Raw genomic sequence first — 11,890 nt, 5'->3', positions numbered from 1 at the left:
GGAAGCCGGGGATGAAGGAAGCTGGTTCAGACGGCCAGCGCTCGCTTCCGGCCATTGCCCGAATGAGCTGACTCCATCTCATGCTTGGCCGCACGGGCGAGAAAGCCGGATCGGGTAAATCCATTCGCCTCGGCGAAAGCGTCGATCGAGGCGAGCATGTCTTCGGGAAGCGTGATGTTGATGCGAACAGCCTTTTTGCCCTCGGTCTTTAGAGAAACAAGAATCGCAACACCGTCCCTGTTGTCCTGGTTTTCCATCACTGCATCAAGCGAAGCCGGTTCAGGAATGGCATCGCCATCTTCCAGCAATCCTTCGACATGCAACGCCAGCGCTTCCTCAGCCATGCGCCGCGCCTCATCCAGATCCCGACCAGCAGTGACAACACCGGGGAAATCCGGGAAGGAAACGCCGAAATCGCTGTCGGCATCCTTATGAATCAGTGCGATATAATTGCGCATGGCTTACCTCAAATTTAGTCCGGCTTGCTTCTCGATGCTCTTGAGCGTTCCGACTGGAATATCTCGGTTCGGGTGAGGAACAGTTACCCGACCAAGCTTCCTTGGATGCTTGAACTGGACATGACTGCCCTTCCTGGCGACCTCGTACCAGCCATCAGCCTTCAACGCAGAGATGATGTCGCCACTCTTCATGGATTATCTATACACACTTGATGTGTATTTTCAAGGTGCCTGTTGTCAACTCTGTCGGTGCGGATCGTTCCTCAGCTCGATCGGCATGCCATGTGGCGTGGCTTCCGCCGCGCGCTGCCAACTCTGCTGCAGGCCAAGGATCGTCGCTTCGTCGGCGACACGTTTCTCTCCGAGGAGGTCGCATAGCGCGGCCACCCAGCAGTCGAAATAGTCGCTTCCATCGTCTGCCCTGCCGGGCTGATGGACCTGGCGCGACAATGCCGCTGCCCATTCCGGCCAAGTAAACACGCCGCGCTCGTGCAGGTGCACGGTCATCGCGAAGGCTTCGGCCGCCCAGGGCTCGGGAAATACCGGATCACCCTCCGGTGACACCGGCAAGCCCGGCGAATCCGCAAGGTCGGTTTTGCTATCGCATCTATGTTCAGAAGCGCTCAAGATAGCTCTCCCAGGCGTCGACGGAAACCGTCAGCGTCGGATCGGCGCCCTCGCCCCAGATTTCTGACGCATCGAAAACGACGGTATAGACCCATTGCGGGTTTTCGCCCTTGCCATGGGCATTGTCATCCGGGAACACGAAAGCGCCCTGCACCGCCTCGACCACGCCGGTCTTGGCGCGTGCGTAACGCGGCAATCGCGTGTGGGTCTCCGGGTTGAAGTTTTTGGTGCGGACACGATCGCCCGCGGCAAAGGCTGGCCTTGTCTCCAGCGGCCGGTCGCACGGCCCGCCTTTGGAAAGCACGCCCGCAACCATCTCGGCTTTCAAGATGCGTTTGGGCACCGCCGGTTCGACCTGTTTTGTGCCCGAGGCAATTTCCGCGCTGGTCGCAAAACCGTGCCGTTCCAGAAGCACTTCCAGTGCCCGGGTCCAGATCTCGTAATAGCTGGCCGAGAGATAGCTTGCCGGTGGAATATTCTCGCGAGCATGCCGGCTTTCATCGATAGTCCACGCACCGAATGCTCCGCAGGACAGCGTCAGGCCCAGCGCGCGGCGCTCCCAGTCCGCATGGAAATAGGGTTCGTTGCTGTCAGGCGCCACCGGGCCGAAACCCATCTGGCCGCCAAGGTCGTGCGGGCCGTTCATGATGGCACCCCTGCGACCGCCGTGCCGATCATCGCGTCTCGGCTGACCAGTGCGGCAAGCGCTTGCTCGTCCAGCCCGTCCGTCCCGTCAGGTCGTTCCGGAATGACGAGGTAGCGCAGTTCGGCCGTCGAATCCCAAACGCGGATCTTCGTCTCCTCGGGAAGATCCAGACCGAATTCGGCCAGCACGCCGCGTGGATCGATCACCGCACGGGAGCGATAGGCCGGCGCCTTGTACCAGGTCGGCGGCAGGCCAAGCACGGCCCACGGGTAACAGGAGCAGAGCGTGCAGACGATGAGGTTATGGGTATCCACGGTGTTGAACACGGCGCGCATATGCTCGCCCTGACGACCGGCATAGCCGAGGCTGGCGATCGCCGCCGTCGCATCTGCCTTCAGCCAGTCTGCAAATGCCGGATCGCTCCACGCTTTCGCTACCACGCGGGCGCCGTTCTTCGGCCCGATCTTCGTCTCGTAGGTCTCGACGATCGCATCGACCGCTTTCGGGTCAATCAGGCCCTTTTCGACCAGCACCGTTTCAAGCGCCCTTACCCGCGCCTGCATGTCGGTGTAGCGGTTGTCGTGGTCGTGAAAGTGACCGTGACCGTGAGCGTGGCCATGGTGGTCGTGGTGATCGGTCTCGTGATCTTCGTTCATGGCGGGACCTCATGATCGCTGCGGGATACCTTTGCCAACGTCCGCATCGAGGAGATGCAAACGTTGTCGTCGTCGGTTCAGCGTATGCGCCTTCCTCATGCCCGGCAAGCCTTTGCCGCCACCGGACGAACCGGAGGCTTGGCATCACGGCAGAGCGCCTTATCTGACATCAGATCACTCATCAGCGAGGTCGAAGATGCCCGATATTCCAACCGTCACCCTGCCTTCCGGCATCTCGGTTCCAGCGCTTGGCCTTGGAACCTGGAAGATGGGCGAGTCCCCGAACGACGCGAAGGCCGAGATCGAAAGTCTGCGCCGCGGCCTCGACCTTGGCATGACGCTGATCGACACGGCGGAAATGTATGGCGAAGGCGCTTCGGAAGAGCTGACAGGAAAAGCCATCGAAGGCCGACGCGACGAGGTGTTTCTGGTCAGCAAGGTCTATCCCTGGAATGCCAGCCGCCGCGGTGTGATCGAGGCGTGCGAGGCCAGTCTCGAACGGTTGAAAACGGATCGGCTCGACCTTTACCTTCTGCACTGGCGCGGCGAGCATCCGCTCGAAGAAACCGTCGCCGGGTTCGAGGCTCTGCGCCGCGACGGCAAGATCGGCGCCTGGGGCGTCTCCAATTTCGACACCGCCGACATGGAGGAACTGATGGCGGCGCCGGATGGACGCAACTGCGCGACCAATCAAGTACTCTACAATCTGTCGCGCCGCGGCATCGAATACGATCTCTTGCCCTGGTGCCAGGAGCACGAGATTCCGGTCATGGCCTATTCCCCGATCGAACAGGGACGGATCCTGCGCAATGCAGAACTGATCCGCATCGCCAAAGCCTACCAGGCAACGCCAGCGCAGGTGGCGCTCGCTTTCCTGCTGGAGCGGGACAAGGTGATCGCGATTCCGAAATCCTCGACCGCGTCGCGCGTCGAGGAGAATGCCGTTGCTGTCGACCTCGACATCAGCGACGAGGACTGGGAGGCTCTCGACGCCGCCTTCTCGCCGCCGGAACGCAAGCAGCCGCTGGAAATGCTCTAGTCGAGATTCAGCCGTCGGCGCTCGTCCGCGAGCGTCTCGATCGCGGTAAACACGTCGATTTCGGCAAAGCTCTTCGTGTCGCGATAGACCGGGTAGAGGCCGAAGGCTGCCGCTGCCAGCTGATCGATGGTGGGACGGGCGGTCCGACGAGACAGCGTGGCCTGCGCGCCCTCACCGAGGTGATCTTCGGTCAGGTCCCAGCCCGCATAGAACGGACAGGCATAACACCGCACCGGCTTTTCGCGCAGGAGCGCGTCCAGCCCGAACTGGCTGGAGACCGTCCAGACTTCATCCACCACATCGAGAATGGAGGCAACCGAGACTGCATCCGACAAGAAAATCACGCCGGACGCTTTCGTTGCCTTTTCGGTCAGATAGCCCTTGCGGAAACCGGCCATCACATCCGGATGGGTGCGCACCACGCATTGAGCACCGCTCGCGATCGCATCCTTGAGCATCCGCGAAAAGCTGTCCGGCGAGCCGCCCGCCATCGGCACCGAAACATCGCCGAACACCTGGTCAACCAGAAGGATGCGCTTTCGCAGCGATCTCTCGAGTTTTAGCTCCCGATGCGGCAGGTTGTTGTATTTCGACAGCTTTTCAGAAACCAGCGCAGTGCGGATATCACTGCCCAGGGATGCAGCATCCCAATCGTCGGCAGCTCCCGCGATCACTTTTTCCAGGCGCGAGGGAACGGCGGCCCTCACCGGCATGCCGAGGTCGTCGATCTGGATCGAAATCGGCAGCGTGTTCTGCTTGCCGAGCCCGACCGAGCGCAAGAACCCGTCTTCCAGATACCAGGACGGCAAACCGCGCAGCGCAGCAATCAGTCGGGCCGCCTTTGCGGGAATGCGACCGCCCCACAGAACGATCCCGCCGATCCCCGGCCGAAGCGTCGGTTCAAGCGCCTCGACGCCGAGATAATGCCGCAGGAAGGGCTGCGACTGCCGGACATAGAAGGTCGCACCGATGCGCGTTCCAGGTTTCGGCAGCCAGTCCTTTTGCAATGGAATATCCCCGGCGCCACGGCCCGACACTTACATGCCCTGCGAGCCGCGGTTCATCGCGGCGATGCCCGTGCGGCAGATCTCGATCAGGCCGAGAGGTCTGATGACCGCCACGAACTGATCGATCTTCGACGACTTGCCGGTGATCTCGAAGATGAAGTGCTCGATCGTCGCGTCCACGACCTTCGCCTGGAACGCGTCGGCGAGACGCAAGGCCTCGGCGCGCTGGTCGCCGTGGCCGACGACCTTGAGCAATGCCACTTCCCGCTCGATCGGCCGGTCCTGGCCGAGATCACGCGCCCGGACAGTCAGGTCCAGGACACGGTGGACGGGCACGATGCGCTCGAGCTGCGCTTTGATCTGCTCGAGCACGGTCGGCGTTCCGTTGGTCACGATCGTGATGCGCGATAGGTGCGCTTCGTGCTCGGTTTCCGAAACCGTCAGGCTTTCGATATTGTAGCCGCGGCCGGAGAAAAGCCCGATGACGCGGGCAAGAACGCCCGGCTCGTTGCTGACGAGAACCGAAAGCGTGTGGCTCTCGACCTTGGCCGTCTCCGGCTGGAAGAAGTAGGCAGAACCGGTCGGCTGCTGATGTGCATTCATGGTCTCAGGTCCGTTTCCTCAGAGATAGGTTCAGGACGCCAGCGTTCCGCTGACGCCCCAGATGCGCCGATCAAACCAGCTGACGACCCTTGGCGTCGATCGCGGTTGCAACAACTTCGTCTGTCGCCTCGTCCGGCAGGAGCATCTCGTTATGGGCCTTGCCTGACGGGATCATCGGGAAGCAGTTGGCAAGGTTTGCGACACGGCAGTCGAAGATGACTGGCTGCCGGATTGCGATCATCTCGGCGATCTTGTCGTCCAGCTCCTTCGGATCGTCGCAATACATGCCGACCGCGCCATAGGCTTCCGCGAGCTTGACGAAGTCAGGCATCGCTTCCGTGTAGGAGTTCGACAGACGGTTGCCGTGAAGCAACTGCTGCCACTGGCGCACCATGCCCATATACTGGTTGTTCAGGATAAAGATCTTGACCGGCAGATCGTGCTGGATCGCGCAGGACATTTCCTGGATGCACATCTGGATCGACGCGTCGCCGGCAATGTCGATGACGAGCGCATCGGGATGGGCGACCTGAACGCCGAGAGCTGCCGGCAGGCCGTAACCCATCGTGCCGAGACCACCCGATGTCATCCAGCGGTTCGGCTCTTCGAAACCGAAGAACTGTGCCGCCCACATCTGGTGCTGGCCGACCTCGGTCGTGATGAAGGTCTTGTGACCCTTCGTCGCCTCATAGAGACGCTCGACCGCGTATTGCGGCATGATGACGTCGGTCGAGTTCTTGTAGGAAAACGACTTGCGACCCCGCCAGCTCTGGATTTCGCTCCACCAGTCGGAGATCTGCGCCTTGTCCTGCTTTTGCGGCAGGGCGCGCCACAGGCGGACCATCTCCTCCAGAACATGGCCGACATCACCGATGATCGGGATCTCGACACGAACGTTCTTGTTGATCGACGACGGGTCGATATCGATATGGATCTTGCGCGAATTCGGCGCAAACGCATTCAGCCGCCCGGTGATGCGGTCGTCGAAACGTGCACCGACGCAGACCATGACGTCGCAGTCATGCATCGCCATGTTGGCTTCATAGGAACCGTGCATGCCGAGCATGCCGAGCCAGTTCTTGCCCGATGCCGGATAGGCGCCGAGCCCCATCAGCGTCGAGGTGATCGGGAAATCCGTCAGCTCGATCAGCTCGCGCAGCAAACGCGATGCTTCCGGACCGGAATTGATGACGCCGCCGCCTGTGTAGAGGATCGGCCGACGGGCCGAAGCCATCAGCTGGACGGCTGCCTCGATTGCCTGCATATCGCCGGCAAGCTTGGGCGCGTAGCTCTTGTTGGCAGGCGTCGCGCCCGGTGGCGTGTAGGTTCCGGTCGCAAACTGGATATCCTTTGGGATATCGACGACAACAGGTCCCGGACGGCCCGACTGGGCGATACGGAACGCCTCGTGGATGACGCCAGCCAGCTGGTCGACGTCCTTGACGAGCCAGTTGTGCTTGGTGCAGGGGCGCGTGATGCCGACCGTATCGGCTTCCTGGAAGGCATCCGAGCCGATCAGGTTGGTCGGAACCTGGCCAGTCAGACACACGAGCGGGATCGAATCCATCAGCGCGTCCTGCAGCGGCGTAACCGCGTTGGTGGCGCCTGGACCTGACGTGACGAGCATGACACCGACCTTACCGGTCGAACGGGCATAGCCTTCGGCAGCATGGCCGGCGCCCTGTTCGTGGCGGACGAGGATGTGCTTGATGTCATCCTGCTGGAAGATTTCGTCATAGATCGGCAGGATCGCGCCGCCGGGATAGCCGAAAATATGCTCGACGCCGTTGTCCTTGAGCGCCTTCAGGACGATCTCTGCGCCCGTCATCCTGTTATTCGTATCCGTCATCATCGTCATCCGTTCACTTCTGGATTTACCGGCGGCTCCTCCGAGCCGGTTTGAAGACATAAAAAAAGGCCCCTTGAGGAGCCTGTCTTTCCGCGCATGGGTGGCTATCGCCGGACGGTTACACCGTCCTGCCCATGCGCGTTCCCACCACGATAAGTGCGTTCGAAATCTTCATGGCCGTGAGTGTTAGCCGGATATGCCCCATTCGTCAACGCAGACCGTCAGCAAAAACGTCATCTCATTGAGATCGCTCGCAGTTCGCGCCGAAAGTCACGAGGTCCTACACAAGTTGTTAAGCCGGCAAGGCTACAGTCGCGAGATTGGAGGAACCTGATCTCCATATCACCTTTCGATTGCCACCCCATTTGCAGGGCCGTTACTGTTGTTGAACAACGACCTTCACCGTTCGATCTCTGCCGGGGAGCAAGAGCGTCGCGATGCCCAGAAAATCGGTAACCGGATGCTGGGCCGTGTCGTCGCCTGCAACGGCTCGCATGCGACGATCGCAGCTGTCGCCGAGCATGGCGACACCGATCTCACCGAACTCTGGTCCGTCGGCCGGCTGATCTCCATTTCCGTCGGCAGCAACCGCGTCGTCGCGCTTGCCTATTCGATGCAATCTGGCGAACGCCAGTGGGCGGAAGGTGAAGACACGAAATTCCACATCGAAGTCGAGCTGCTCGGCGAGGTCCGTGTCGGGCATGATGGCCGCGAAGAGTTTTCGAGCGGCATTTCCGCCTACCCCTATCTCGGCGCCATTGCCCATCGTATCCGCTCGGCCGACCTTCTGCGCATCTACGATGCCGGCAAGAACGATACGTGCACGATCGGCAAGCTCAGCCAGGATGAAAGCATCGATGCGGCGATCCATGTGCCTTCAATGCTGTCGAAGCATTTCGCCATCGTCGGCTCCACCGGCGTCGGCAAGTCGACAGCCGTTTCGCTTCTCCTGCACAAAGCGATCGAAGCCGACCATCGGCTCCGCGTTCTGATCCTCGATCCGCACAACGAATTTGCGGCAGCCTTTCCCGATCATGCGGTCGTCATCGATACCGACACGCTCGATCTGCCTTTCTGGCTGATGCGCCTTGAGGAATTCTCGGAGGTTATTTTCCGTGGCCGCCCGGCTATCCCCGAAGAGCTCGACATCATGCGCGACCTCATTCCGGAAGCAAAACGCGCTTTCAAGGGCAGCGATTCGGGCCTGATGCGCCGCTCGGCTTCGGAAAAAAGTTCGCTGACAGCTGATACGCCCGTCCCTTACCGCATGGCCGATCTGCTGGCCCTGATCGACGAACGGCTCGGCAGGCTGGAGGGTCGCTCCGACAAGCCGTTCCTGCGCGCACTGAAAATGCGCATCACGTCGGCGATCAACGATCCGCGCTACCATTTCATGTTCTCCAACAACACGATCCAAGACACGATCATGGAGACGATCGCGCATATCTTCCGCATTCCCGGCGACGACCGGCCGATCTCGACGTTCCAGCTTGCCGGCATCCCATCGGAAGTCGTGAACTCTGTCGCCTCTATCCTCTGCCGCATGGCGTTCGAGCTTGCGCTCTGGAGCAATGGCGCAATTCACATGCTCGTTGTCTGCGAGGAAGCGCACCGCTACGTACCGGCAGACCGGGAGCTCGGGTTTGCGCCGACCGTGCAGGCCATCTCCCGCATCGCAAAGGAAGGCCGGAAATACGGCGTTTCCCTTGGCATCATCACGCAGCGCCCCGGCGAGCTTGACCAGACGATCCTGTCCCAGTGTTCGACGCTGTTTGCCATGCGCCTGTCGAATGAGCGGGATCAGGTCATCATCAAGTCGGCGATCCCGAATTCGTCGATCTCAACGACGAGCTTCCTGTCGTCGATCGGCAATGGCGAGGCAATCGCGTTTGGCGAGGCCATCTCGGTTCCCATGCGCATGCGCTTCTCACGCGTCGAGAAACGCTATCTTCCAAAGACCAACAGTCTTGCAAACAAGGGCAGCGAAGAAACGCCCGACACGGTTGATCTGCGTTCGATCGTGTCCCGCATGCGCTCGGTCACAGCGCCGGAAATATCATCGTTCCAGCAGAGCTATTCCGCCAATCCACCCGCCCCGGAGGCAGGTCTGCCGATCCCGCCCGAAGACAGGCAGGCTGCGCCGTCCGCCGATGACGCGGAACTGAATGACTGGCGGCGTGAAATCGGCAGCGGTATACCACCGCTCGATGCGCCTGCCCCGCGCTCGCCGGAACCGCCCTCGTTGGCACCCTACAGATCCGACATGCTGCCGACCCCGCGTGCAGCGGAGCGGCTTGCACCGCGCTTCCCGGAACGCGACAGGCCGGTTGAGCGCTTTGCCGAGCGTCCCGTGGAGCGTCAGACCGACCGGCTCACGGATCGCCCGCCCGCCATTCACGACCGTTTCGCCGATCTTCGTCGGCAGGTTTCGTCCGAGACCCCTCGACCAGGCTCGCCGTCACTGGAACCGCGTCCGAACGCATTCCTGCGGCGCGAAGCTCCGCCAAGGGAAGGTTCGTTGCGCGATGGTCTTCTCAAGAAGCCGCTGAGCAGTCTCTACGACAAGGACTGATCCCGAGCGAGCGCCCTCACGTTGCGAGGCGCTCCCAGCTTTCGTCCATCTGGTTGCGGAACCAGGTCATCTGACGCTTGGCGTATTGCCGCGTCAGCGCGGAGCCACGCTCGATGACCGCGTCGCGGGTCATCCGTCCCGCGAGCATTTCGCCGATCTCCCGCACGCCGATCGCCTTCATGATCGGCAGGTCCGGGGCCGGATCGCAGGCGAGAAGCGATTCGACCTCCTCGACTGCGCCCCCATCCAGCATCTTGACGAAGCGGGCATTGATACGATCGTGCAGGATCTTCCGATCCGGCAGAACGACGATTTTGCGCGCTCGCAACGGATCGATGATGACCGGGCCTGCCTTGCCCTGAAACTCGGTGATGGATCGGCCTGTCTCTTCCAGCACCTCCAGGGCCCGCAGGATCCGCTGTCCGTCCATCGGCTTCAGATTGGCGGCAACCGCCGCGTCACGTGCCGATAACTCCGAGTGAAGCGCCTGCGGTCCCTCCTCCTTGAGTCGCAAGCGCACACGGCACCGAATATCCTGAGAAATCTCCGGCATGTCCGAAAGACCGCCCGTGAGCGCCTTGAAGTACAGCCCCGTGCCGCCGACGAAGACCGGGATCCGCCCCTGTTCTTTCAGGACCGGCAGGAGTGCGGATACGTCCCGCTGCCATTCGCCCGTCGAATAGGCGTGCGTCGCCGGCACATGACCATAGAGGTAATGGGCGATGTCCGCGGTCTCCTCCTCTGACGGACGCGCGGTGATGATCCTGAGCGTGTCGTAAACCTGCATGCTATCGGCATTGACGACGACGCCGCCGCATTCGCGTGCCATGCGAACGGCAAGCGCCGACTTGCCGCTGGCAGTTGGCCCGGTTATCAGGATCGCATCAGTATTTTGCATAAGGTCGGTCATATGGCTTTCGTTGCCACGCTCATTGCCCATCCGTCAAACCCCGTTCTCACTCCGGCCATCGCCGAACGGGCCGCCAAGGCGGTCAATGCCTCCGGTCTCTACTGGCTGGCAGACGGGATCGCCTGCGATATCGCCCTTCGCGACGGCACCGATCTCTCGGCTGCGGAAGAAACACTTCGCGGCTTGATCGGCGAGGAGCGGATCGATGTTGTGGTGCAGCAGGCGGAAACCCGGCGCAAGTCGTTCCTCATCGCAGACATGGATTCCACCATGATCGGCCAGGAATGCATCGATGAACTCGCCGACGTCGTCGGTTTGAAGGACAAGGTGGCGACGATAACGGCACGTGCCATGAACGGCGAGATCGCATTCGAGCCGGCGTTGAGAGAACGGGTGGCGCTCTTAAAAGGCCTGCCGATCGGCGTCGTCGACGAGGTCATCGAGAAGCGGATCACGCTGACATCGGGTGGACCGGAACTGATCACGACGATGAAGGCGAAGGGTGGGTACACGGCACTCGTGTCCGGTGGCTTTACCGTTTTTACGAGCCGCATCGCCGCAATGCTCGACTTCGACATCAACCGCGCCAACATCCTTCTCGAAGAAAACGGCATCCTGACCGGCGAAGTCGCCGAACCCATCCTCGGCAAACAGGCCAAGGTGGATGCACTGGAAGAGATCGCCCGCGAACTCGGCATCACCCCTGATGATACGATTGCTGTCGGCGATGGCGCAAACGACCTTGGCATGCTCGGCATCGCAGGCTCCGGCGTGGCCCTCCACGCCAAGCCCACTGTTGCGGCCCAGGCCAAGATCCGAATCGACCACGGCGACCTGACCGCGCTCCTCTATATCCAGGGCTACCGGAAGACGGATTTCGTCATTCCCGGCTGAGGCTCCACAGAGGGATGAGCAACACCATGCAGCCGCAGCCTATCGCAACCACGCTCCTTGAAACTTCACGCCTCGTCCTGCGCCGCTGGCTCCCCACGGACCGGGACCTGTTCCGCGAAATCAACGCGGATCCTGACGTGATGGCGTTCTTTCCGTTCCGTCGCAGCCACGACGAATCGGATGCGTTCCTCGGGAAACTGAACGACATGTTTTCCGAAAACGGGCTTGGCTTTTACGCGCTCGAACTCAGGGAAACCGGCGAGCCACTCGGGTTTTGCGGGCTGACCTATGCCAATATGCCGGGGATTTTTCCGGCCGAAACGGTGGAGATCGGCTGGCGTCTGGCTGCCCGTTACTGGGGCAATGGCTATGTGACGGAAGCGGCAGAAGCGCTTCTCGATTTCGCCTTCGTGGAGAAGGACATCAAGGCCGTCGTCTCGTTCGCCGTAGCGGACAATAACCGCTCGACGGCTGTCATGAAGCGCCTTGGAATGCATCGGGCGGCCGGCATGGATTTCGACCATCCGCGCGTGCCGGAGACGCATCCCCACCTCAAGCGCCATGTCGTCTATGCAATGACACCGGAGGAATGGACAAGGCGGAACGCCCGCCTTGTCGAGAAAGCCTGA

At 61.3% G+C, this 11,890-nt stretch carries 13 protein-coding genes; 4 read left to right on the top strand and 9 right to left on the bottom strand.

The window, feature by feature from the left end:
• Positions 1-26 precede the first annotated feature (26 nt).
• From AC0JZ8_RS12835 to nthA, 5 genes are read right to left on the bottom strand one after another with little or no spacing between them, the layout of a single operon-like run.
• Complete coding sequence (locus AC0JZ8_RS12835) at positions 27-458, bottom strand: type II toxin-antitoxin system HicB family antitoxin (RefSeq protein ID WP_092660675.1); 432 nt, start codon at positions 456-458, stop codon at positions 27-29.
• Positions 459-461: 3 nt separating this feature from the next.
• The gene (locus AC0JZ8_RS12830) at positions 462-650 is read right to left on the bottom strand and encodes a type II toxin-antitoxin system HicA family toxin (protein ID WP_184653366.1); all 189 of its coding nucleotides are present in this window, start codon (positions 648-650) and stop codon (positions 462-464) included.
• A 45-nt stretch (positions 651-695) separates the two neighbouring features.
• Positions 696-1,028: a nitrile hydratase accessory protein gene (locus tag AC0JZ8_RS12825; protein ID WP_471892661.1), complete on the bottom strand. Its 333-nt coding sequence runs from the start codon at positions 1,026-1,028 to the stop codon at positions 696-698.
• Between the two features lie 43 nt (positions 1,029-1,071).
• Positions 1,072-1,731 carry a nitrile hydratase subunit beta gene (gene nthB / locus AC0JZ8_RS12820; RefSeq protein WP_471892660.1) on the bottom strand — a complete coding sequence of 220 codons (660 nt, stop codon included), beginning with the start codon at positions 1,729-1,731 and terminating at the stop codon, positions 1,072-1,074.
• The gene (gene nthA, locus AC0JZ8_RS12815) at positions 1,728-2,387 is read right to left on the bottom strand and encodes a nitrile hydratase subunit alpha (protein WP_471892659.1); all 660 of its coding nucleotides are present in this window, start codon (positions 2,385-2,387) and stop codon (positions 1,728-1,730) included. Before nthA ends, nthB begins: the two co-directional genes overlap by 4 nt.
• Before the next feature lie 196 nt (positions 2,388-2,583).
• Between nthA and AC0JZ8_RS12810 the strand changes: the two genes are divergently transcribed.
• Positions 2,584-3,426, top strand: coding sequence for an aldo/keto reductase (locus AC0JZ8_RS12810; RefSeq protein ID WP_471892658.1), 843 nt, complete (start codon positions 2,584-2,586; stop codon positions 3,424-3,426).
• On the opposite strand, the gene AC0JZ8_RS12805 is transcribed toward AC0JZ8_RS12810, so the two are convergent.
• The 3 genes from AC0JZ8_RS12805 to AC0JZ8_RS12795 all read right to left on the bottom strand — a co-directional run bounded on the left by AC0JZ8_RS12805 (position 3,423) and on the right by AC0JZ8_RS12795 (position 6,885).
• A complete protein-coding gene (locus tag AC0JZ8_RS12805) occupies positions 3,423-4,433 on the bottom strand; it encodes a capsular polysaccharide export protein, LipB/KpsS family (protein WP_471892657.1) in 1,011 nt (336 codons plus the stop codon). The two genes, AC0JZ8_RS12810 and AC0JZ8_RS12805, sit on opposite strands and share 4 nt — an antisense overlap.
• Positions 4,434-4,463: 30 nt before the next feature.
• Positions 4,464-5,036: an acetolactate synthase small subunit gene (gene ilvN / locus AC0JZ8_RS12800; protein ID WP_062456299.1), complete on the bottom strand. Its 573-nt coding sequence runs from the start codon at positions 5,034-5,036 to the stop codon at positions 4,464-4,466.
• Positions 5,037-5,106: 70 nt separating this feature from the next.
• Positions 5,107-6,885 (bottom strand): acetolactate synthase 3 large subunit, encoded by a 1,779-nt coding sequence (locus AC0JZ8_RS12795; RefSeq protein WP_082471955.1) that lies wholly within the window; start codon positions 6,883-6,885, stop codon positions 5,107-5,109.
• Positions 6,886-7,267: 382 nt separating this feature from the next.
• Here AC0JZ8_RS12795 and AC0JZ8_RS12790 point away from each other — a divergent pair, with 382 nt between their 5' ends.
• Entirely contained in the window at positions 7,268-9,457 is a 2,190-nt protein-coding gene (locus AC0JZ8_RS12790; RefSeq protein ID WP_471892656.1) for a helicase HerA domain-containing protein, read from the top strand.
• Positions 9,458-9,473: 16 nt separating this feature from the next.
• On the opposite strand, the gene miaA is transcribed toward AC0JZ8_RS12790, so the two are convergent.
• Entirely contained in the window at positions 9,474-10,367 is an 894-nt protein-coding gene (gene miaA / locus AC0JZ8_RS12785) for a tRNA (adenosine(37)-N6)-dimethylallyltransferase MiaA (protein WP_471892655.1), read from the bottom strand.
• Here miaA and serB point away from each other — a divergent pair, their 5' ends adjacent.
• Positions 10,368-11,261, top strand: coding sequence for a phosphoserine phosphatase SerB (gene serB / locus AC0JZ8_RS12780; RefSeq protein ID WP_471892654.1), 894 nt, complete (start codon positions 10,368-10,370; stop codon positions 11,259-11,261).
• 26 nt (positions 11,262-11,287) lie between these two features.
• Positions 11,288-11,890, top strand: coding sequence for a GNAT family N-acetyltransferase (locus tag AC0JZ8_RS12775; protein WP_062457977.1), 603 nt, complete (start codon positions 11,288-11,290; stop codon positions 11,888-11,890).

Source organism: Velazquezella soli (genome assembly GCF_977018685.1).
This window is presented reverse-complemented; position numbering and strand designations above follow the sequence as displayed.